Here is a 21,324-nt window from a genome sequence, read left to right on the forward strand (position 1 = left end):
CCTGCGCGACGCGTGAGCGCCGCTGCAAGCGTAACACCAGCATCGGGGTGCCAGGACCACGCGACTTGACCGTGCGCATCGCCGCCGTTCGTCCGCGCGGGACAACCACGCTGCGACATCGACACGCCCACCGCATCCCGCCTCAACGTTCGTGACGACCCGCGAAGCGCCCCTCTTAATCGAGACGGGACTGCGTTAAGGTATGCTTGATTCGGAAAAACGAAAGCAGAATATTTTTGCGCGCAGGACTGGACAGGGATGATGTGATTGAGGTGTTTCGTGAAATGAGTTTTTCGGCGCGCACCGCTTCATGGTGATGAGCCTGTGATCGACAGGCCGGCGCGGTGCGGTTTCGCCTTCTCAAAGGCGCTTTGCTGGAAGCGATTTGCCCGTCGGCCCCGACGGTCGCCAATACGTCCTGCTGTCGCTCGCCGGTGATGCCGCGATTTCGGCGGTCAATCCGCGCAGGGTCAGCGGATCATCTTTCGAGGCGGGCAAGCCTCGCCGCAGGCAGAAGCCGCCACGCGTTCCGACCTGGAGCCAAGTCCATCAGCCGCCCGATTTGTTGATCTTCTTCACCTTGGCGTCGGTTGCCTCGATCGAGGCCGCCAGCTCCAGGATCGCCTTCGCCAGGAGGTCGGCGGCCTCCTTGGGGTCCTGCGAACGTTCGGCGCGCAGCGCGTAGTTCTTGGCTGAGGAGAGCGACATTTGCGACCTTTCTCGCGGAAAAACCTGCCGGGTCGAGACGGCGGGCTGCCTGGCGCATCCTACGCGCGAGCGGTCCCCCGCAGACCGTGCGCGATTGGCGGCGAACATGGCAGGCCGGGGTTAAGAAAATCCTCGTGACGCCCGATCGCCGATGCGTCCTCGGCTGCGCGCGTAGCCGCGTCGCGCACGCGTCCGTTCGTCCCAAGGCGGCTATTTTCAAAGTGCGACGCCATGACGGTAGGCGAGTTTCGCGTGGCCGTATATCCGTGTGCCCCGCCGCGTCACCTCAAGGGCGATCTGATCGCGGTCGATTCGGGTCATCAAGACGCCGAGGCAGTCATATCTCGCCGCTCCAATGTCGCGGCTGGTTTCGACGTGGAGCTGTAGGCGAGCCGGGTCTGGGCCGAAGTTGCGCACGATCGCGTCGTCGCCATAGAATCGCTTGATCGTGTCCTTGATGAAAATGATTTCATCAGCAGACACGGGGGCGGGCGGCCGTGGAAAGCATTGAGGTTTGGCAGCAGGCATGCCGCTCAAAGTAGCGCCCGGGCAGTTTGGAGCCAAGCCTCGCCGGCCCTATGGTTTGACGGTGCTCACGCTCATCGGCGAGCGCATGACAGTGCGCGTCAGGACCAGCCGCGCCTCAGAACTTGTAGGCGAGGCCGATCGTCGCCGTATGAGTTCGCGTCGTCACGTGCGCGGTGAAGCGGTCGTCGAACCCGACCCCGACGCCGCCGGCGACGAAGAAGGGCTGAGTCCAGGTGCCGAAATCGGCGTAGCGGTAGTCGGCCCGCACCAGCCAGCGGCCGCCGATCATGTGCTCGATGCCGCCGCCGACGGTCCATCCGACCCGGGTCGAGGCGTAGGTCTCATCGTGCGGACTGCCGAAGCAGAACGGGTTGCCGGGAACGATGGTGCAACTGGCGTTCAGCTCGAGGCGCTGCCATGCCACGCCGCCGCTGCCATAGACCAGCGTAGATGGCGCGATCAGATAACCCAGACGGGCGCGCACGCTGCCGTCCCATGTTTCCTTCACCGAGCCGGACGGAAGGCCGACCAGCGGGATGCCGAAGAACAGCCCGGCCGTGCCCGGCAGCGCACTCGCCCGCTTGGTGTTGTCGGCCCAGCCGAAGTCGCCCTCGACGCCAGCCACCCATGACGGAGCGAACTGCCAGTTGACGCCGAGATAGCCACCGATCCTGGCGGCGACGCTGTCCATCGCCCCGCCGGTGCCGGCCGTCGGCACGAACACGCCGGCACCGAAGTTCGGGGAGATGTCGCTGGTCCGCCAATCATTGTCCGCCCAGCGGGCGCCGACCGACACGCCGGCATAGACGCCGGTCCACGACGGCGCGGCGACAACCGGCGGTGCCTTCACCGGCAGGTCGGCCGCCTTCGCCGCTCCCGCCAGCGCGATGCTCGCGAACGCGAACGCAATCGCCGCTACTCCAGATTTCGTCATGCTTTGCCCTAGCGCGCGACGTCGATTCGACATGGTTGCGGCACCATCGCCGGTTGCATCGAACGCGGCAATTGCATCGCGATCGGCTGAGCCAAAAAGTTCGCGGTGTTGCTGGTGGGATACGTCGACTTGGCCGAAGCGACGTTGGACGGTCCACCCCGCCCGAGGTCGGCCCCCGCGTCCTCTTGACCCGTAAATCCACGGAGCCAAATGTTTACCACCCGGCCATCGGCCTCATCTAGCAACGGCCAGACCTGACGTCTGGTCAGCAGACAACGAGGGCAAGGGCATGAGCAATCAGTTGCTGGTGATCGAGGATGCCGAGGTGCATCTGTCGATCCTGCGCAAGATCGCCGCGCAGTGCGGCTACGAGGCGACCTGCGTGACCTCGGTCGGGGCTGCGGCGGAGGTGCTGCGCCAGCGGACCTTCGACTGCATCACCCTGGATCTGTCGCTCGGCGATCGCTGCGGCGCCGATATCCTGCTGCTGCTCAACGAGCTGAAATCGCGCACGCCGGTGATCTTCATCAGCGGCGCCGAGGACGCCACGCGCGAGGAGCACGTCCGGCTCGCGACCGTGCTCGGGCTCGTCGTCTATCCGCAATTCCAGAAGCCCGTCGACCTGCCGGCGCTCCGCGAGACACTGAAGCAGATCGCGACCATCGCCGACTGCGGGAAGCTGGTCGCGGCGGTGAGGTAGGCGCGGCGGGCGGCGAACGGCGCTTCCTCCTCGTTGCCCCGCACACCGTCATTCCGGGGCAAGGCCGCAGGCCTTGAACCCGGAATCTCGCTGTCGTCTTGCGGGCATTTCAACAATCTCGGGATTCCGGGTTCAATCGCCAACGCGCCGCCGCTTCGCAACGGCGCATTGACGATTGCCCCGGAATGACCGTGCTACGCGGAGCGCGGACGTCACCCGCGCTGCTTCGCCGCGGCCTGCTGCAGGTCCGGCGCATTCACCGCGGGAATCGCGACGCGGCCGGGTCCCGTCTGCGACAGCGCCGCGGCGGCCTTGTCGTTGTCCATGATCTTGGCCATCACGGCCTGGCCGGCGCGCTCGAAGATGGCGCGGTTCTCGATGACGAATTTCTGCGAGCGGCGCAGCCCGTCGATGTAGCCGTTGATCTCCGGCACGACGTAGCGCGCGACCATGTCCCAGCTGCGGCGCGTGTTCTCCGGATTGGCCCAGTCGTGCACGAAGCCGATGATGGCGCCGACACCGCCGGACACTTGCATCAGGTTCTTGATCGTCTTGACGAGGTCGTCGGGCGTGCCGATCGTCGACGCCGCGCCGTCGACGAAGGCGGTCTTGTCGACGGCTTCATCGGGCGAAGAGAACGGCTTCAGGCCCGGCCGCATCAGGGTGCCCACGGTATACTCGTTGTGCCAGCGCATCAGCCCGGGGCCGGCCTCGCGGCGCGCCTGCTCGCGCGTCTCGGCAATGTGCCAGGACAAAAGCACGCGCCAGTTCGCGCGGCTCACGCTCGTGCCGTGCTTCTTCGCAGCATCCTCGGCGAACTCCCATTGCTGCGGCAGCGCCATCAGGCCCTGCGTCGACATCGAGCCGAGCGAGATGATGCCGATGCCGTATTTGCCCGCGAGCGTCATGCCGGACGGCGAGATCTGCGATGCCACGACGAACGGCATCTCCTCCTGCAAGGGGAGGATCTGCAGCGCTGCGTCATTCATCGTGAACCAGTCGCTCTTGGCGGTGACGCGCTCGCCGTTGAACAGGCGACGGATGATCGCGATCGCCTCGTCCTGACGGTCGCGCTGCGTCATCGGATCGATGCCGAGCGTGTGGGCATCGGAGGCGAGCGCGCCCGGGCCCGAGCCGAAGATGGCGCGGCCGCCGGTCATGTGATCGAGCTGCACCATCCGCTGCGCGACGTTGTAGGGATGATGATAGGGCAGCGAGATGACGCCGGTGCCGAGTCTGATGCGCTTGGTGCGCTCGCCGGCTGCGGCGAGAAACATCTCGGGCGAGGCAATCATTTCCCAGCCGCTGGAATGATGCTCGCCGCACCAGAACTCGTCATAGCCGAGCTCGTCGAGCTGAGAAACCAGATCGAGGTCGCGGCGGAATTGCAGCATCGGATGCTCGCCGATCGGATGATGCGGAGCGAGGAAAGCGCCAAATTTGAGCCGCGCCATGTGTGTTTTCTCCCAAGCGGAATTCGTTGTTGCTTGCCGATCAGGCTAGTTGGCGCCTCGGTGTGAGGCAATCATCTTGCCGCGCACGGCGACCGGTGCATGGCTGCCATTTGTTTGTTTACTGATCGCCGATCGGTGCTCACACTTCATTCGCGCGGAGCGATTCGCCATGTGATGAAGAATGATGCCGTCGAGCGCGTGGTGCGGGTCTTGCTGGTTGCGGCGCGCCTCGCTCTCACGTTCGCGGCGATTGACGTGCCCCGCGGTTCGCGTTTCGGTGATTGCTGCGTGAAGTGCCGCCTCGGCGTGGCATTTAGATCGCAGCAAGAACGAAATTCGCAATCAAATTGCTGAGGTCCGCAGTCTCGCGGGCTTTTTCTTTTGCACTGCAGCAACCATCTGGGTGATGGTGGATTGTCTACCCGCTGACGTGAATACGTGAATGCCTAAGGAGCTTGCCGTTGTCCCTCGCTGAAAATGTTGAGTACTTGCGACGGCTGCGCGAGCTGAACAGCATCACCGGATTTGCCGATTTTCATCGTCAGCCGCGTCGCGCCCCGGAGACTCCGCTGATCGAGATCGAGCATTTCGGCACCAATCCTGGGCGCCTGAAGATGTTCGCCCATGTGCCGGCGCAGCGTCAGCCGCTGGCGCCGCTGGTCGTCGTGCTGCATGGCTGCGGGCAGGGCGCCGCCGAGTACGATCTCGGCGCCGGCTGGTCGACGCTCGCCAAGCATTTCGGCTTCGCGCTGCTGTTGCCGGAGCAGCAGCGGGTCAACAATCCGCAGCGCTGCTTCAACTGGTTTCAGTCGGAGGACATCACACGTGGCCAGGGCGAGGTCGCCTCGATCCGTGAGATGATCGCGCGCATGGTGGCGGACTATGCCATCGATCCCAGGCGCATCTACGTCACCGGCCTGTCGGCGGGCGGCGCGATGACCATGGCGCTGCTCTCCGCGCATCCCGAATTGTTCGCTGCCGGCGCCGTCATCGCCGGGCTGCCGTTCGGCACCGCGCGCAGCATGCGCGACGCGATCCTGCAGATGCGGATGCCGCCGGCGCGCCCCGCCGGCGAGCTCGGCGATCTCGTTCGCCGTGCCTCGAACCACCGCGGCAAGTGGCCGAAGCTGTCGGTGTGGCACGGCACAGCGGACTACACGGTGCATCCCGACAATGCGGGCGAGATCGTCAAGCAGTGGCTGGACCTGCACCATCTGCCGTTGGCGCCAATGGCCGCAGCCGAGGTGAACGGCTATCCGCATGAGCAATGGTGGAATGCCGACGGCGAGACCGTCGTGGAATCGTTCACGATTTCCAACATGGCGCATGGCACGCCGATCGGGCTCGCGGCCAACGACAAGCGCTATGGCAAGGCCGGACCGTTCCTGCTCGAGGCCGGCATTTCCTCGTCCTATCACATCGCGAAATTCTTCGGCGTCACCGATTGGATTCGTCCGCTCAAGGCGGCCACGACGTCGCCGAGCACGAAGCTGATCCCGCAGGTGTCGCCGATCTCGGCGGTGCCGGCCTTGACCAAGATCTTGCGACGCGCGGCGGACGCCCCATCCCCCGCTGCGGAGCCGGTCGACGTCAAGCCAGCCGAGATCAAAGTGGTCGAGCCCCGAATGTCGCCGACCGGCATGTTGCTCTCTGCACCGGGATCCGCTGCTGTCCCGCAGCCCAAGGTCGCGTCGGAGTCGCCGGCATCCGAGTCGCGGAAAGCGGCCAAGCCCAGGCCGGACCAGAAGCCGGAGTCCAAGCCCGTGGCCGTCTCCAAGCCCCCAGAGCCGAAACGGCTGGAGTCGTCGACCGGCGAATCTTCGATCAACGGCAGTGGCGTGACCGCCAAGCCGCGGCGCCGGACCATCAACGTCGCCGCCGTGATCGACCGTGCCCTGCAAGCGGCCGGCCTGAAGTAGACGCTCCGCAGCCGTTCAGGGCTCGCGCGCGAGGGACGTGCGGGTCAGACGGTCCCCGTCAGGAACGGGTTCGTCATCCGCTCCTGGCCGAAGCTCGATCCGGCGCCATGGCCGCAGATGAAGCCGACGTCGTCGCCGAGCGGCAGCAGCTTGTCCTTGATCGAGCGGATCAGCGTGTCGTGGCTGCCGCCGGGCAGGTCGGTGCGGCCGACCGAGCCGTTGAACAAGACGTCGCCGACATGGGCGAAGCGCATTTCCTTGTTGAAGAACACGACACTGCCCGGCGAATGGCCGGGGCAGTGCAGGATATCGAAGACGAGCTCGCCGATCTCGACCGTATCGCCTTCCTCGAGCCAGCGGTCGGGCGTCACGTCGCGCACGCCCGTGATGCCGAAGCGCGCGCCACTGGCGACGACGTTGTCGAGCAGGAATTTGTCGGCGACATGCGGCCCCTCGATCGGCACGTTCAGCTGATCGCGCAGATCGGCCGCGCCGCCGACGTGATCGATATGGCCATGCGTCAGCCAGATCTTCTCCACGGTGACATTGGCCTGCGCGATCGCCGCCTGGATGTTCGGCACGTCGCCGCCGGGATCGATCACGATCGCCTTCTTCGTCGCCTCGCACCACAGGATGGTGCAGTTCTGCTCGAACGGCGTCACGGGCACGATCATCGCGCCGGCCTTCGCCCTGGTCTGGTTCTGCTCGGTCATGGCGCCAGCATGCCGATTTTTCGCAATGCGCCAAGTGAAAAACACCTGCGGGCGGCGGCTCGACGTTCCGGCCAGGGTGACCAAGGCGGGGGCTTGTGAACCTGCCGCCGGTTCCTGCGTTGGGCCGCAGGTTGCGAGCAGAAAGCGGTCGACATGGCGGAGCAGGGCGCCTGGTGGCGCGAGGGGATTTTCTACCAGATCTATCCGCGCTCGTTCCAGGACAGCGACGGCGACGGGGTCGGCGACCTCACCGGCATCATCCATCGCCTGCCCTATCTCTTGACGCTCGGTGTCGATGCGATCTGGCTGTCGCCGATCTTCACCTCGCCGATGGCCGATTTCGGCTACGACATCGCCGACTACACCGGTATCGATCCGCTGTTCGGGACGATGGAGGATTTCGACGCGCTGGTGAAGGCCGCGCATGACGGCGGCCTCAAGCTCATTCTCGATCTCGTGCCGAACCACACCTCCGATCAGCATCCCTGGTTTCTGCAGGCGTGCCACTCGCACGACGACCCGCACCGCGACTGGTACATCTGGCGCGATCCCGCCGCCGATGGCGGGCCGCCGAACAACTGGCTGTCCGAGTTCGGCGGCAGCGCCTGGCAGTTCGAGTCCCAGACCGGGCAGTACTACTATCACGCCTTCCTGGCGCAGCAGCCGGACCTGAACTGGCGCAATCCGCAGGTGCGGGCGGCGATCTATGACGTCATGCGGTTCTGGCTGCGCAAGGGCGTCGACGGCTTTCGCGTGGACGTGATCTGGCACCTCATCAAGGACGCCGAGTTTCGCGACAACCCGGCCAATCCCGAATATCACGGCGGAAGGCCGCCGCATGAGCAGATCCTGTCGCGCTACTCCGCCGACCAACCGGAAGTGCATGAGGTCGTCGCCGAGATGCGGCAGGTGATCGACGAATTCGACGACCGCGTGCTGATCGGCGAGATCTACCTGCCGCTGGAGCGGCTGATGACCTATTACGGCAAGGATCTCGGCGGCGCGCATCTGCCGTTCAATTTCGCGCTGCTGTCCGCGCCCTGGCATGCCCGCGAGATCGAGAGGATCATCGCCGACTACGAAGCCGCGCTGCCACCGGGCGCCTGGCCCAACTGGGTGCTCGGCAACCACGACCGGCCCCGGGTGGCGAGCCGTGTCGGACCCGAGCAGGCGCGGGTAGCGGCGATGCTGCTGCTGACCTTGCGCGGCACGCCGACGCTGTATTACGGCGACGAGATCGGGATGCATCAGGTCGCCATCAGCCCGGAGCAGGTGCGCGATCCCTTCGAGAAGAACGTGCCCGGCATCGGCGTCGGCCGCGACGGCTGCCGCACCCCGATGCAATGGAGCGCGCTGCCGCAGGCCGGCTTCAGCCAAGCCGCGCCGTGGCTGCCGGTTGCCGATGACTACATGCATGAGAATGTCGTCAATCTGACCGCCGACCGGCGCTCGATCCTCAATCTCACCCGTGCGCTGATTCGTCTGCGGAAGCAGCACCGCGTGCTCGTCACCGGGTCCTATCGGTCGGTCGCGGCGCAAGGCGATCTCCTGCTCTACCGCCGCGAAGACGACGGCGAGGTGCTGACCATCGCGCTCAATCTCGGCGGCGAGCCGGTTTCCATCGCGATCGAAGCAGGCGGCCTTACCGGCGAGATCCTGCTCTCGACTTGGCTCGACCGCGGCGGCGAACGCATCGACGGCACGCTGGATTTGCGCGGCAATGAGGGCGTGGTCGTCGGCAGGAGGACGTAGCCACGTCCCTGGCGAGGCGGCGGCGCGTCGCAATCGATGTCGTTGAGGCCCGATCGCAGGGCTTCGCTGGACGCCTTCAGCCGTATTGCTCGGGTCTTCCGCGCCGCCGTGTCCTCGGAATTGTTGAGGTTCCCACTGAACGGCGCCATATTGCGCGACAGATGCCGGGGAATCTTCGGCCTTCAAGGAGATGACGTGTACTGGTCTCCGAAACCGGTACTTCGCGGGAGTTCGAACGGATGAATACGCTGCCGCCGACGACGTCTGACAGTCTCACCGCGGCCGTGACCACGATCAATACGCCGCTGCCGGTCCGCATTGGCGAGGCGACGTTGCTGGCCTGCCTCAAAGCCGAGAAACTGGAGCCGAAATGGCGTGTCCACGTGCAGGCGTTCTTTGACGAAATTGATGCCTCTGTGATCCATCATCTCGTCCTCGACAAGGCTGTGACGTTCGAAGAACTATCGAAGGCGATCGACACTTGGCAGGTTGCGGGGTCCGAAAATGAGAGATGGGTCAGGGAAATGGCGGCCTTCGAGGTGGCAAGACCTCATGCAGAAGGCGCTGCTGTCCCTCGATAGCCTGGAGGGCGGCCCTGGGGCGTGGACGTTCGGGGGCGGCACGGCCCTGGCGCAGAGCTTCGATCATCGCATCAGCTACGACGTCGACATCTTTCTGGATTCGAGCGCGGCCCTGAAGCGGCTCGCGCCGAACATGAATCCTGTCACGAAGGCCCTTTGCGATACGTGGCAATGGCCGGGCAAATATCTGAAGCTGATTCTCCGGGACGTGGGTGAAATCGATTTCTTGAATGCGCCCACCTTTACGGATCATCCGACGTATCCGTTGAGCTTCGGCGGCCGGATTATACCGGCGGAGCGACCGGCAGAGATTGCGACGAAAAAGTTGATCTATCGTGCATCGACCTACACGGCGCGCGACACGTTCGACCTTGCCGCGGTCTATCTCTATGATCGTCCGGCGCTCGGCGAGATCGCGCAATCTCCGGCAATGACCCGCGATGTCGTATCGGCCGCACACAATCGTTTGAGCCTGGCAAGATATCAGTTCCAGGCGGAAATGCGCGACCTCATCAATTTGACGGCTCGCGGAGAGCAGTTCGTCGACACCTCCTGCGAAATGGCGTTGGAGGCGCTGGTCGAAATTCAGCGCCTCGTTCACGAACGAGATGCGCAGCCGAGCGGCTGAAGCCGTTCTCCTTGAAGACGCCCGTCATCAGTTGGTCGTCGATCGCCGCCGCGCCTTCCGCCGTTTTTTCACCGGGCTCTTCGTCTCGATATCGCTTCGCCGCAGCAGATAGTCCAATCCGCCGACGCGGTACCAGCGGTAGCCGTAGGGCTCGAGCACCAGGGTGTGGCGGCCGCGGTCGTCGGCCTGGCTGTGATCCTCCGACAGCAGATTGATCAGCAGCTTCCCGCCATCGTCCGGCAGTCCGGCATCGAAGCTGATCTCCCGCGGCTTCTCGTCGAGATTGTGCACGAACAGCACCGAGTTGTTGCGCCAGTCGTAGCGCATGATCAGCACGGCCGGATCCCTGGTCGCGATCACCTCGAAATCGCCCCAGCCGACCTCCGGCACCTCCTTGCGCATGCGGATGATGCGCTCGGTCCAGTTCAGCATGGAATTCGGATCACGCCGCTGCCGGGCGGCGTTGATGTGATCATAGCCATAGGGGCCGTGATCGATCACCGGAGACGCCGGCGCGTCGCTCTTGGTGAAGCCGCCATGCGGCTCGGTCGACCATTGCATCGGGGTGCGCGCGCAATTGCGCTCGGCCAGGCTGAGATCGTCGCCCATCGCGAGCTCGTCGCCATAGCGGATCACGGGCGTGCCGGGCAAGGTGAACATCAGGCTGTAGGCGAGCTCGATGCGGCGGCGGTCGCCGCCGAGCATCGGCGCCAGCCGCCGCCGAATGCCGCGATCGTACAACTGCATGTTCTTGTCCGGGCCGAACGCCGCGAACACCGCCGCGCGCTGCGGCTTGGTCAGGCGTCCCAGATCGAGCTCGTCGTGATTGCGCAGGAACAGGCCCCATTGCGCCGAGGCCGGCCGCGCCTTCGTCTGATAAAGCGCCTCGGCCAGCGGCCGCGTGTCGGAGGCCGCGAGCGCGTAGAACAGATGCTGGTTGACGTGGAAGTTGAACATCATGTGCATGCGGTCGCCGTCGTCGCCGAAATACTCCATGTCGGTTTCCGGCAGCACGTTGGCTTCGGCCAGGATGATCGCTTCGCCCTGGCGCCATTGCAGGAATTCGCGGAAGGTCCTGAGCATGTCGTACTGCTCGACCGGCTTCCTGACATCGGCGCCCTTGGCCGCGATCACGAACGGTACCGCGTCCATGCGGAAGCCGGAGACGCCGAGCTGGATCCAGAAGCCCATGATCTTCAGGATCTCTGCCTGCACCTCCGGATTGGAGGTGTTGAGATCGGGCTGGAAGTCGTAGAAGCGGTGGAAGTACCAGCCGCCCGACTCCTTGTCGCGGGTCCAGGTCGACTTCTGCACGCCGGGAAACACCATCCCCTTGTCGGCATTGGCCGGCTTCTTGTCCGACCAGACATACCAGTCGCGATAGCGCGATTGCTTCGAGCTGCGGGCGTCGACGAACCAGGGATGCCGGTCGGAGGTGTGGTTGACGACGAGGTCGATGATCACCCGGATGCCGCGCTGCTTGCAGCCATGCGTGAACTGGACGAAATCACCGAGCGTGCCGTAGCGCGGGTCGACGCCGTAATAGTCGGCGACGTCGTAGCCGTCGTCGTGCTGCGGCGAGGGCTGGAACGGCATCAGCCAGATCGCGGTGATGCCGAGCCCGTGCAGATAGTCGAGCCGGCGCGTCAGCCCCTTGAAATCGCCGATGCCATCGCCGTCGGCGTCCATATAGGTGCCGACCGACAGACAGTAGAACACCGCGTTCTTGTACCAGAGATCGTCGATCATGGACGGCGCCTCGCTGCGCCGCCCGGCCGGCGGCCGGCTTGTTAAGCGGAAGGCCGGCGTCAGGTTCCGGTTCCCGGGTGATCGGCGGGCTTGGGCGACGCCTGGAATCGGTTATGCTGCGGCAATGGAATCGTCCGCCGCCAGGATCAGCCTCGTTCCCACCGACCGCCGCCAGTCGGAGACGGCGCTGGCGATCGCGCGCGGCACCTCGCGCCTGCTGCGCTCGCTCGGCTTTGCCACCATCAGCGAGCTGCCGCTGCCGTCGGGCCGTCGCGCCGACCTGGTGGCGCTGAACGAGCGCGGCGAGATCTGGATCGTCGAGATCAAGTCGTCGGTCGAGGATCTGCGCGCGGATCACAAATGGGAGGACTACCGTGCCCATTGCGACCGGCTGTTCTTCGCCTTCACGCAGGATCTGCCGTGCGAGATCTTTCCGCAGGACACCGGCCTGATCGTCGCCGATGCCTATGGCGCCCACCTGCACTGCGAGGCGCCTGAGCACAGATTGCCGGCACCGACGCGCAAGTTGATGACGGTACGCTTCGGGCTCGCGGCGGCGCAGCGGATCAACCGGCTGATCGACCCGCAGGGCCACGCGGACCGCTAGACAATCCTCAAATGCGCTCCACTGGACGGGGTTTCCCCGCCTAGGTAGGTGACAGAGGCTCCGTCAGGTCACGAGTCTCGAGATGAGAGACATCAGCATCGCTGAGAACCGATCCGCATCACCGCCGGCCTGGCCGATCGCCGGCAGGCATCGCCTTCAGAAATTGGCGGCGACGAGATCGTAGGAGCCCCGGCTGCCGCGGACATAGAGCCGGGCGGCGGCGGCGCAGATCCGCTCGCGGTTGGAATCGAATGCGGTCAGAAAGCCCGACTCGTCGGGGCGGGCGTCGGGCTGAAGGCGTCTCAACGCACCCTCGTCGACGAAGAACGACGCTTCCATCGCGCTGTCATAGCCCCAGAACCGTACGGCACGTCGCGTGCGGTCATAGGAGCGGCTGTGATTTGGAAACTCAATCATGTGTGTGACCGATCAGGTTCGGAGGACACCGCGGTGAGGGCGGACGTCATCCAAGGGGCGTCGTTCGGCAATGGTCGCCGGCGACAAAGGGGTTGCGCGCATCTCAATCGAAGGCCGACGGCAACTCACCGTGGCGGAAGAAGATCGTCGGCTCATCGTCATAGTCGCCCATGTCGGGATCGCCCGAGGATGAGAACGCGACGACGCCTGCCTTGCTGGACACCAGCCGTTCCGCAGTCCGGAGCGCGCTCGCTTCCGTCTTGCAGGCGATCGGCGTCTCGGCTTTCGCGCGTCCGCCCCGGCCGGCGCTGAACGCCTGAACGACATAGATCGTTTCGCGCGCCATGTTCTGTCCTTTGGGCTGTCTACCGGTCGGCCGCGTCGTCGCTGCTTGCGCGCGGCCTTGATTGCGCACGGCCTTGCGTGCGGGAGACCATCCAGACTGATGAGGACCGGAAATCCCCTAGCGCTTCTTCTTGTCGCTGGAAAAATCCGGCTGCCATGCTCCGGCCTTCTGGCTCGGCGCTGCGGCAATGCTCTTGGGCTTTTCCTTCTTGGGTTTCTTGGCTTCGCGATTGCCTTTTTGCTGACCTTTGGCCATGTCGGTCTCCTCGACTCGGGTTGGAGCTGGTTCAACGCATCGGACGAGCGCCCCGTCGATCCTGCGTGCGCAGCGTCACTGCCGGTCGGCCGGGCGGCCGTCGTCCACCGGTTGCCGATGCGGGCGCCGCGGTGGTCGGATCTACGAATGCAGTGCGGCAACTGCGAGCGCGAGAAGGATCAGCAGAAGCGGCACGATAATGGGTGGAACGATCCACTCGCTCAGACGAAACTGCGGCATTGGCTACCCCTCGCGTGGTTTGCGGCGGGAGCGCTCGTGACCCTCAGTCACCGGTGAATGCCGTCGGAATGGCGGTGATCGCCATTGATACACCCTGGCTCCTGCAATAGCGAGCACCAAAGCGCAGCGACACGGTCCGATGACGCCACGCCGCTCATCACGTCGTGCTGATGAGAAAGCGGTGGCTATTGCCGGCCGCAAGGCGCATGCTTCGAAAGACTTCGAAGTCGCGACAGCGACAGCCGTTGCGAAAGGTAGGCGCAGATGAGCATCCGCTCGCGGCGCGAATTCGTCACATTCAAACACCCGTTCCGGATCAGGAGCATCGAGCGTCTCTTGCCCGAGGGCACCTACGAGGTGGTCACGGACGAGGAACTGATCGAGGGATTGTCCTTTGCTGCCTACCGCCGGGTTGCGACAATGATGATGGTCCCGGTCGCCGGTTCGCGCTCCGCTGCCGTCGAGATGCTGTCCATCAGCTCGGTCGATCTTGCAGACGCGCAGCGTGTCGACGCGAGTGCGTCGGATGACTGACGAGCCGCTCGATCTCGACAGGCACCGCGGGATGAGCGCGCAGAAGGCCGTGGACCTCCGTCGCGCGTTGGCAGAGGCCGAAAGTCATGCGCGGGAGCTGCGCGATCGGCAGGCTGTTCTCGAGCAGCACCTGCTCGCCAACGCGGCCGAGTCGTGGCCGGAAGCCGCCGCGAAGGCGCGCTATCTCCTGAACATCTACGCCGCGAGCCTTGCGGAACAGGATACCAGGCATCGGGAGCTGATCGCTGCTGTCCTGGCCGATTTCTCCCGGCTGACGGGGGAGAGCTGACGTCGGGCCGGCGCATCGTGGCGCCTTCCAGATCCACCTGTGAATCCGCCCGCGCCCGATTCAGGACCGTTGCCAGCGCGCGACAACATCCGCTCGTCCCGGCCTCCTGGCAATTTCCCCGGCTCTGCCCGACAATTGCCCCGCATGGGGCGCAACATGCCGGAACATTTTTAAGGCTCGAGCGGTATCCAGCCCAGGGGTGCGGACAGGGACGACAGATGCGACGGGTGGTCTTGGCGTTGACACTGCTCTTCGCGACCGGAGTCCGCGCGGAGGAAATGGCGTTCTACGTCCTGGGCGTGGGCGCCGATTCCTGCGAGCGCTTCATCGCCGCCGCCGAGGAGCAGCCACCCGGCACCTACAAGGCCATCACCAGTGGCGACGGCCCCTACGTCAACGCCATCTCAAAATATCAGCAGTGGATGATGGGCTACGTGTCCGCCATCAACGCGGATCGCGGCGATGAGGGCCGGCAGATCAAGCTCGATCTGACCGAGGTCGACAGCTGGATGCGCAATTGGTGCAGCCGCAACCCGCGGCGCACCGTCTTCCATGCGTTGCAGGCGTTCGTGAAGTCGCATTGACCCGCGGCGAACAAAAAATCCGCCTATTTCGGTGCGCGCTTGGCGAGGATGCGCTGCAGGGTGCGGCGGTGCATGTTGAGCCGGCGCGCCGTTTCCGAGACGTTACGGTTGCACATCTCATAGATGCGCTGGATATGCTCCCAGCGGACACGGTCGGCCGACATCGGATTCTGCGGCAGCTCGGATTTTTCGCTGGTGGTCGACAGCAGCGCTGCAACGACGTCATCGGCATCGGCCGGTTTGGCGAGATAGTCGACGGCGCCCATCTTCACCGCCGTCACGGCGGTGGCGATGTTGCCGTAGCCGGTCAGCACGATGGCGCGCGCTTCGGGACGCTTGCGCTTCAGCGCCGACACCACGTCGAGGCCGTTGCCGTCGCCCAGCCGGAGGTCGACCACGGCGAAGGCCGGCGCCGCCTTGCCGATCTGTGAAATACCTTCGGCGACGCTCTCGCAGGAGGTCACCGTGAAACCGCGGGTCTCCATGGCGCGCGACAGGCGCTCCAGGAACGGCTTGTCGTCCTCCACGATGAGGAGAGAGCGGTCCGGATGGTTCGTCAGTTCGGCGATGGCGCCCACGGTCATATCCTTGAGAAGAAGGCTCGATGGTTGCGAGACGATCTGGTCCATCCTCATATGGTCTGCCGAGTCGCCGCTGCCAAGATCGCGGGTTGCCGCAGTCTGCGGCGTGACGCCGCGCGGGGCCGGTTTGCTGTATGCCAGGACCGCGCCAGCGGCGGCTGCCCCGGAGGTTTCATTCCGGCTCCGCCTCGCCATCATCGTCCTCGCTGGCCTCGAAGCGCCGCCGCGGCCAGACGATCTGGACCACGGCGCCATGGTCGGGGAAGGTGCGGTTGCTGAACGAGACCTTGGCTCCGGTCCGCTCCAGCAGGGTGCGGGCGATGAACACGCCGAGCCCGAGGCCGCCGCCCTGGTTACCTCCCGGGCCGTCCTCGACGCTGGGCCGGCGTGACAGATAGGGCTCGCCGATCCGCTTCAGGATATCAGGCGCAAAGCCGGGGCCGTCGTCGGACACCACGATCTCGACCGTCTCGTTGTTCCACCAGGCGTTCACCTCGACGGCGTTGCGCGCGAAATCGACGGCGTTCTCCAGGATGTTGCCGACGCCATAGAGGATTGCGGGGTTGCGCGAGCCGACCGGCTCCTTGGCCGCGGTGACCGCGACGCGCACCTTGATGTCGACGCCAAAGTCGCGATGCGGTGCGACCGTCTCCTCGATCAAGGTCGACAGCTTCATCCGGTCGTACATCGACCCGATCGAGGACAGCTGGGTGATCTTGCCGAGAATGTCGCGGCAGCGCTGCGCCTGCTCGCGCAGGGTCTTGATGTCGGAGGTGACCTGGCTGTTGTCCTGCAGGGCGCGCTCCAACTCGCGCGAGATCAGCACGATGGTCGCGAGCGGGGTGCCCAGCTCGTGCGCGGCGGCCGCCGCGAGGCCGTCGAGCTGGGTGAGGTGCTGCTCGCGCGCCAGCACCAGCTCGGTCGCCGCCAACGCGTCCGACAGCTTGCGCGCCTCCTCGGTCACCTGGAACGCATAGAGGCTGGTGACCCCGATCGCGAGCGCGATCGAGAGCCAGACACCGAACAGATAGATCGGCGGGAAGATCAGCGGCTCCTCGCCTTCCCACGGCAGCGGCAGATGCATGAAGAACAAGGCGGTGGCGCAGGTGACGGCGAGCAGGCCGAGCATGATCGTCAGGCGGACGGGGAGGGCGGTCGCCGAGATCAGCACCGGGGCGAGGAACATGTAGGAGAAGGGATTCTCCAGCCCGCCGGTGAGATAGAGCAGCACCGTCAGCTCGATGATGTTGAGCGCGAGCAGGCCGCCGGCGTGGGCCGGCTCCAGCAACTGCATCGGGTTGAAGGCGATCTGCAGGCCGAGATTGAGCAGCGCCGAGATGCTGATCACCGCGAGACAGGGCACCACTGGCAGGTCGAACTCCAGGCCCTGCACCACGATGAAGATCGCGCTCAATTGACCGAGCGCGGCCAGCCAGCGCAGCCGCAGGATGGTGTCGAGCCGGACGCGCTGTCGCGGATGGCGATAGTCGGTGTCGGGCGTGTCGATGATCAGGGCGTCGTCGGTCATGACGGGAACCTAATGCCGCGCAAGCACGGCGACAAATCTGGCCCGCCGTTGGTGGCCTGTTGCGGTTTGCGGCACAATGCCTCAATGAACCCCTCCCATGACGCAAGATGACGCAGTGCCGACCCTCTCATCCGATTCCAGCTCGGTTTCCCCCGCGATTGCCGTGTCGCGGCTGACCAAGGTCTACAAGACGACGACCGCTGTCGACGGCGTCTCGTTTGCGATCCGCCGGGGCAGCATCACCGGGCTGCTCGGCGGCAACGGTGCCGGCAAGACCACGACGATTGCGATGATCATGGGGCTGGTGCAGCCGACCTCGGGCGAGGTCGCCGTGCTCGGCCACAGGATGCCGGACGAGGCTGCGGCCGTGCTGGGGCGGATGAATTTCGAGAGCCCCTATGTCGACATGCCGATGCGGCTCACGGTGCGGCAGAACCTCACCATCTTCGGCCGACTCTATGCGGTGGACCACCTCAAGGAGCGGATCGCCGAGCTCGCGGCGCAGCTCGACCTGAGCGACTTCATCGATCGCGCCAATGGCAAGCTCTCGGCCGGGCAGAAGACCCGCGTGGCGCTGGCGAAGGCGCTGATCAACGATCCCGAGCTGCTGCTGCTGGATGAGCCGACGGCCTCGCTCGATCCCGACACCGCCGACTGGGTGCGCGGCCATCTTGAGCGATACCGACAGCGCCGCGGCGCCACCATCCTGCTCGCCTCCCACAACATGCTCGAGGTCGAGCGTCTATGCGACCGCGTCATCATCATGAAGCGCGGCCGCATCGAGGACGACGACAGCCCGGCGCAGATCATGGCGCGCTACAACCGCTCGACGCTCGAGGAGGTCTTTCTCGACGTCGCCCGCGGCCGCGACCGGGAGGCGGCGCAATGAACGATCTTTCGCTCCGCATCGCCCCGCACCGGATCGGCGCGATGATCCTGCGCTACTGGTATCTGCTGCTGTCGTCCTGGCCGCGGCTGCTGGAGCTGATGTACTGGCCGACCTTGCAGATCATCACCTGGGGGTTTCTGCAGACCTACATCGCCGCCAATGCCGGCTTCTTCGCCCGCGCCGGCGGCACCCTGATCGGCGCGGTGATCCTGTGGGACATCCTGTTCCGCGGACAGCTCGGCTTCTCGATCTCCTTCCTGGAGGAGATGTGGGCGCGCAACATCGGCAACCTGATGATGAGTCCGCTGACCCCGATCGAATTCCTGCTGGCGCTGATGACGATGAGCCTGATCCGGCTGGCCATCGGCATCATTCCGATGACCCTGATCGCGGTCTGGTTCTTCGACTTCAACTTCTACAGCATCGGCCTGCCGCTGATCGCCTTCTTCTGCAACCTGATCTTCACCTCCTGGGCGGTCGGCATCTTCGTGTCGGGGCTGGTGCTGCGCAACGGGCTCGGCGCCGAAAGCATCGTCTGGACACTGATGTTCGCGCTGATGCCGCTGGCCTGCGTGTACTATCCCGTTCAGGTGCTGCCGCACTGGCTGCAACTGGTTGCCTGGTCCCTGCCGCCGACCTACGTGTTCGAGGGCATGCGCGCGCTGCTGGCGGATCACGTCTTCCGGTCCGACCTGATGCTGACCGCGCTCGGGCTCAATGCCGCCCTGCTGCTGGCGTCGTTTGCGGCATTCATTGCTCTCTTGCGCAGCGCACGCCGCGCCGGCTCGCTGCTGGCGGCAGGGGAATAATTGCGCTTTTCCCGTGGATTTCCGGGCTTTTTCGTCGCTTTGAGGCACCTTCTCGTACACCACCGCATTGACGCATAATTGCGCATTCGGCAGTATGCTGCGCTGCAGAGAGGTTGAACGAGAATGCCGATAGGTGAGTTTGGCGGTGCACCGCCCCTGGCGTCGGAAGGCAGTCCGGTCCTGACGACGCCGATGTACTGGATGTACGAAATGGCGCATGCCTCGCTCAATCCGGCGCGCGCCGTCACCGACGCCACCAAGATCCTGTTTCAGAATCCGCTCAATCCCTGGGCCCACACCCAGATGGGCAAATCGGTCGCGGCGGCCTGCGAACTGTTCGAGCGCACCACACGCCGCTACGGCAAGCCCGAATGGGGACTCGACGAGACCGAGGTCAACGGCATCCGGACCCCGGTCGAGGTCCGCTCGATCTGGGAAAAGCCGTTCTGCAGGCTGCTCTATTTCGACCGCAAGCTGACCCGCCCCTTGCGCGCGCCGCAGCCCCGGCTGCTGATCGTGGCGCCGATGTCCGGCCATTACGCCACCCTGTTGCGCGGCACGGTGGAAGCGTTCCTGCCGACCCACGAGGTCTATATCACCGATTGGTCCGATGCGCGGATGGTCCCGCTGGCCGAAGGCCGCTTCGATCTCGACGACTACATCGACTATGTCATCGAGATGCTGCGCTTTCTCGGCACCAACATGCACGTCATGGCGGTGTGCCAGCCGGCGGTGCCGGTGCTGGCGGCGGTCTCGGTCATGGAGGCCGAGCGTGACCCGTTTGCGCCGATCTCGATGACCTTGATGGGCGGCCCCATCGACACCAGGCGCAACCCCACCGGCGTGAACAATCTCGCCCAGGAGCGCGGCATCGACTGGTTCCGCAACCACGTCATCACCAAGGTGCCGTTCCCGCATCCGGGCGTGATGCGCGACGTCTATCCGGGCTTCCTGCAGCTGAACGGCTTCATCAGCATGAATCTCGACCGCCATGTCGACGCCCACAAGGCGCTGTTCGCCAACCTGGTGAAGGGCGATGGCGATCAGGTCGACAAGCATCGCGACTTCTACGACGAGTATCTCGCCGTCATGGACCTGGCTGCGGAATATTATTTGCAGACGGTGGAGACGGTGTTCATCAAGCACGCGCTGCCGAAGGGCGAGATGACCCATCGCGGCACCCTGGTCGATCCGTCGAAGGTTACGCGTGTGGCGTTGATGACGGTCGAAGGCGAGAAGGACGATATCTCCGGTCTCGGTCAGACCGAGGCGACGCACGGACTCTGCTCGTCGATCCCGGATCACCGCCGGGTTCACTACGTGCAGCCGGGTGTCGGTCACTACGGCGTGTTCAACGGCTCGCGATTCAAGTCGGAGATCGTGCCGCGCATCAACGATTTCATGTTGTCGGCAGCCGATCCGAAGTCACTGCTCGCCATTGCGGCTGAATGAGCGAAGACGATGGTCACCGCGCCTCCGAATCCGGCTGCGCGGTAACCCTTTGAAGGGACGGTCGAAACCGAAACTCAGGAGTGACTCAAGCAGTGAATGTGGCGTCGCTTCTTGAGCGATGCTTTTGAATTTGAATTCATGTTTTCGGGGGCGCGCGAGGCCCAACTGCTAGGGTGCGGAACCTCCTGAACCCCTGTATGTTGGGCAAATGATTTGTTTTTGCGCCGAGCGCTTTCCCTGGCGGTGGATATGGCAAAATCCGGGCGAGCTCTTACCCCCCGGACTGACAGAAATGGCCACTCGCGCGCTACTCTATCGGCGGCCCGCCGAACCCTCGCGTCTTCTCGTCAAGCATGGCTCGCAAATCTACTCGATTAGATTGCGGCGTCACCGTCGTGCGCGACGTTATACCCTGAGAATTCATCCGTCGGATCGCGAGGCGATCCTCACGATGCCGCCGCGCGGCACCATCATCGAGGCGAAAGACTTCGCGCAGCGTCACGGCGCCTGGATCGCAGCCCGTCTAGGACGTCTGCCGAAGGCGGCGCCGTTCCTGCCGGGCACGTTGGTGCCGCTTCGCGGCGTGCCGCACAAGATCGTGCATCGCGCGGGCGAGCGCGGCACGGTGTGGACCGAGACGCGAGACAGTGGCGAGAAGATCCTGTGCGTGGCCGGCGGGATCGAGCACACTGAACGCCGCGTGCTCGACTTCCTGAAGCGCGAGGCGCGCCGTGACCTGCAGAAGGCGGCCGACGCCTATGCCGAGCAGCTTGGCGTCAAGGTCAAGCGGCTGTCGATCCGCGACCAGTCCAGCCGCTGGGGCTCGTGCACCTCGGCCGGCTCGCTGTCGTTCTCGTGGCGCCTGATCCTGGCGCCGCCCTTCGTGCTCGATTATCTCGCCGCGCACGAGGTCGCGCATCTGATCGAGATGAACCACTCGCCGCGGTTCTGGAAGGTGTGTGGCCGGATCTGCGCCTCGGTCGAGCGCGCCAAGAAGTGGCTCGACACCTGCGGCAACGACCTGCATCGCTACGGCATCGACGATTGAGGTATCGACGACGGACCGCTCGACGATGTGAATCCCAATGGCCCGGCCTTCTGGTCCGGGCCATTTCTTCGTCGGGTTC

At 64.9% G+C, this 21,324-nt stretch carries 25 protein-coding genes; 13 read left to right on the plus strand and 12 right to left on the minus strand.

What is annotated here, in order from left to right; all coding sequences use genetic code 11:
* Positions 1-549: 549 nt before the first annotated feature.
* The 3 genes from QX073_RS16900 to QX073_RS16910 form a co-directional block, all read right to left on the minus strand.
* Positions 550-708 carry a hypothetical protein gene (locus tag QX073_RS16900; protein WP_213737209.1) on the minus strand — a complete coding sequence of 53 codons (159 nt, stop codon included), beginning with the start codon at positions 706-708 and terminating at the stop codon, positions 550-552.
* A gap of 216 nt (positions 709-924) precedes the next feature.
* The gene (locus tag QX073_RS16905; protein WP_315715122.1) at positions 925-1,236 is read right to left on the minus strand and encodes a hypothetical protein; all 312 of its coding nucleotides are present in this window, start codon (positions 1,234-1,236) and stop codon (positions 925-927) included.
* 115 nt (positions 1,237-1,351) lie between these two features.
* Positions 1,352-2,170: an outer membrane protein gene (locus tag QX073_RS16910; protein ID WP_315751886.1), complete on the minus strand. Its 819-nt coding sequence runs from the start codon at positions 2,168-2,170 to the stop codon at positions 1,352-1,354.
* A gap of 289 nt (positions 2,171-2,459) precedes the next feature.
* Here QX073_RS16910 and QX073_RS16915 point away from each other — a divergent pair, with 289 nt between their 5' ends.
* On the plus strand, positions 2,460-2,870 hold the full coding sequence (locus tag QX073_RS16915; RefSeq protein WP_315751887.1) for a response regulator: 411 nt from the start codon (positions 2,460-2,462) through the stop codon (positions 2,868-2,870).
* Positions 2,871-3,082: 212 nt separating this feature from the next.
* On the opposite strand, the gene QX073_RS16920 is transcribed toward QX073_RS16915, so the two are convergent.
* Both QX073_RS16920 and QX073_RS16925 read right to left on the minus strand, forming a co-directional pair.
* The gene (locus QX073_RS16920) at positions 3,083-4,324 is read right to left on the minus strand and encodes an LLM class flavin-dependent oxidoreductase (RefSeq protein ID WP_316166297.1); all 1,242 of its coding nucleotides are present in this window, start codon (positions 4,322-4,324) and stop codon (positions 3,083-3,085) included.
* A gap of 45 nt (positions 4,325-4,369) precedes the next feature.
* Positions 4,370-4,651: a hypothetical protein gene (locus QX073_RS16925; protein ID WP_315751889.1), complete on the minus strand. Its 282-nt coding sequence runs from the start codon at positions 4,649-4,651 to the stop codon at positions 4,370-4,372.
* Positions 4,652-4,785: 134 nt separating this feature from the next.
* Here QX073_RS16925 and QX073_RS16930 point away from each other — a divergent pair, with 134 nt between their 5' ends.
* Positions 4,786-6,243, plus strand: coding sequence for a PHB depolymerase family esterase (locus tag QX073_RS16930; RefSeq protein WP_316226057.1), 1,458 nt, complete (start codon positions 4,786-4,788; stop codon positions 6,241-6,243).
* A gap of 44 nt (positions 6,244-6,287) precedes the next feature.
* Here QX073_RS16930 and QX073_RS16935 read toward each other — a convergent pair whose 3' ends face one another.
* Positions 6,288-6,956 (minus strand): MBL fold metallo-hydrolase, encoded by a 669-nt coding sequence (locus QX073_RS16935; protein WP_316171024.1) that lies wholly within the window; start codon positions 6,954-6,956, stop codon positions 6,288-6,290.
* A gap of 153 nt (positions 6,957-7,109) precedes the next feature.
* Between QX073_RS16935 and QX073_RS16940 the strand changes: the two genes are divergently transcribed.
* The 3 genes from QX073_RS16940 to QX073_RS16950 all read left to right on the plus strand — a co-directional run bounded on the left by QX073_RS16940 (position 7,110) and on the right by QX073_RS16950 (position 9,917).
* Positions 7,110-8,708, plus strand: coding sequence for an alpha-amylase family glycosyl hydrolase (locus QX073_RS16940; protein ID WP_316226058.1), 1,599 nt, complete (start codon positions 7,110-7,112; stop codon positions 8,706-8,708).
* A 239-nt stretch (positions 8,709-8,947) separates the two neighbouring features.
* Positions 8,948-9,289 (plus strand): hypothetical protein, encoded by a 342-nt coding sequence (locus QX073_RS16945; RefSeq protein ID WP_316226059.1) that lies wholly within the window; start codon positions 8,948-8,950, stop codon positions 9,287-9,289.
* Positions 9,261-9,917 (plus strand): nucleotidyl transferase AbiEii/AbiGii toxin family protein, encoded by a 657-nt coding sequence (locus QX073_RS16950; RefSeq protein ID WP_316226060.1) that lies wholly within the window; start codon positions 9,261-9,263, stop codon positions 9,915-9,917. The genes QX073_RS16945 and QX073_RS16950 overlap by 29 nt, the downstream gene beginning before the upstream one ends.
* A 27-nt stretch (positions 9,918-9,944) precedes the next feature.
* On the opposite strand, the gene QX073_RS16955 is transcribed toward QX073_RS16950, so the two are convergent.
* The gene (locus tag QX073_RS16955; RefSeq protein WP_316226061.1) at positions 9,945-11,666 is read right to left on the minus strand and encodes an alpha-amylase family protein; all 1,722 of its coding nucleotides are present in this window, start codon (positions 11,664-11,666) and stop codon (positions 9,945-9,947) included.
* 124 nt (positions 11,667-11,790) lie between these two features.
* On the opposite strand from QX073_RS16955, the gene QX073_RS16960 reads away from it, so the two are divergent.
* Positions 11,791-12,273, plus strand: a complete 483-nt coding sequence (locus tag QX073_RS16960) for an MmcB family DNA repair protein (protein ID WP_315751894.1) — start codon at positions 11,791-11,793, stop codon at positions 12,271-12,273.
* Positions 12,274-12,429: 156 nt separating this feature from the next.
* Here QX073_RS16960 and QX073_RS16965 read toward each other — a convergent pair whose 3' ends face one another.
* The 3 genes from QX073_RS16965 to QX073_RS16975 form a co-directional block, all read right to left on the minus strand.
* A complete protein-coding gene (locus QX073_RS16965) occupies positions 12,430-12,690 on the minus strand; it encodes a DUF1488 domain-containing protein (RefSeq protein WP_315715133.1) in 261 nt (86 codons plus the stop codon).
* Between the two features lie 103 nt (positions 12,691-12,793).
* Positions 12,794-13,036, minus strand: a complete 243-nt coding sequence (locus QX073_RS16970) for a hypothetical protein (RefSeq protein WP_315751895.1) — start codon at positions 13,034-13,036, stop codon at positions 12,794-12,796.
* Positions 13,037-13,153: 117 nt separating this feature from the next.
* Positions 13,154-13,291 carry a hypothetical protein gene (locus QX073_RS16975; protein ID WP_172115158.1) on the minus strand — a complete coding sequence of 46 codons (138 nt, stop codon included), beginning with the start codon at positions 13,289-13,291 and terminating at the stop codon, positions 13,154-13,156.
* Positions 13,292-13,795: 504 nt separating this feature from the next.
* Between QX073_RS16975 and QX073_RS16980 the strand changes: the two genes are divergently transcribed.
* The 3 genes from QX073_RS16980 to QX073_RS16990 all read left to right on the plus strand — a co-directional run bounded on the left by QX073_RS16980 (position 13,796) and on the right by QX073_RS16990 (position 14,938).
* A complete protein-coding gene (locus tag QX073_RS16980) occupies positions 13,796-14,065 on the plus strand; it encodes a hypothetical protein (RefSeq protein ID WP_172115156.1) in 270 nt (89 codons plus the stop codon).
* Positions 14,058-14,354, plus strand: a complete 297-nt coding sequence (locus QX073_RS16985; RefSeq protein ID WP_315715135.1) for a hypothetical protein — start codon at positions 14,058-14,060, stop codon at positions 14,352-14,354. Before QX073_RS16980 ends, QX073_RS16985 begins: the two co-directional genes overlap by 8 nt.
* Positions 14,355-14,572: 218 nt before the next feature.
* Entirely contained in the window at positions 14,573-14,938 is a 366-nt protein-coding gene (locus QX073_RS16990) for a hypothetical protein (RefSeq protein ID WP_315715136.1), read from the plus strand.
* Between the two features lie 23 nt (positions 14,939-14,961).
* Here QX073_RS16990 and QX073_RS16995 read toward each other — a convergent pair whose 3' ends face one another.
* Both QX073_RS16995 and QX073_RS17000 read right to left on the minus strand, forming a co-directional pair.
* Entirely contained in the window at positions 14,962-15,516 is a 555-nt protein-coding gene (locus QX073_RS16995; protein WP_315715137.1) for an ActR/PrrA/RegA family redox response regulator transcription factor, read from the minus strand.
* Positions 15,517-15,691: 175 nt separating this feature from the next.
* Positions 15,692-17,047, minus strand: a complete 1,356-nt coding sequence (locus QX073_RS17000) for an ActS/PrrB/RegB family redox-sensitive histidine kinase (protein ID WP_315751897.1) — start codon at positions 17,045-17,047, stop codon at positions 15,692-15,694.
* Positions 17,048-17,144: 97 nt separating this feature from the next.
* Here QX073_RS17000 and QX073_RS17005 point away from each other — a divergent pair, with 97 nt between their 5' ends.
* From QX073_RS17005 to QX073_RS17020, 4 genes are all read left to right on the plus strand, one after another.
* Positions 17,145-17,936, plus strand: a complete 792-nt coding sequence (locus tag QX073_RS17005; protein ID WP_316171018.1) for an ABC transporter ATP-binding protein — start codon at positions 17,145-17,147, stop codon at positions 17,934-17,936.
* A complete protein-coding gene (locus QX073_RS17010; protein ID WP_315715140.1) occupies positions 17,933-18,745 on the plus strand; it encodes an ABC transporter permease in 813 nt (270 codons plus the stop codon). The genes QX073_RS17005 and QX073_RS17010 overlap by 4 nt, the downstream gene beginning before the upstream one ends.
* A gap of 123 nt (positions 18,746-18,868) precedes the next feature.
* The gene (locus tag QX073_RS17015; RefSeq protein ID WP_315715141.1) at positions 18,869-20,197 is read left to right on the plus strand and encodes a polyhydroxyalkanoate depolymerase; all 1,329 of its coding nucleotides are present in this window, start codon (positions 18,869-18,871) and stop codon (positions 20,195-20,197) included.
* Positions 20,198-20,405: 208 nt separating this feature from the next.
* A complete protein-coding gene (locus QX073_RS17020; RefSeq protein WP_315715142.1) occupies positions 20,406-21,245 on the plus strand; it encodes a SprT family zinc-dependent metalloprotease in 840 nt (279 codons plus the stop codon).
* The last annotated feature ends 79 nt before the right edge of the window (positions 21,246-21,324 follow it).

The organism is Bradyrhizobium sp. SZCCHNS3052 (assembly GCF_032484495.1).
In the GTDB taxonomy this organism is placed as follows: Bacteria; Pseudomonadota; Alphaproteobacteria; order Rhizobiales; family Xanthobacteraceae; genus Bradyrhizobium.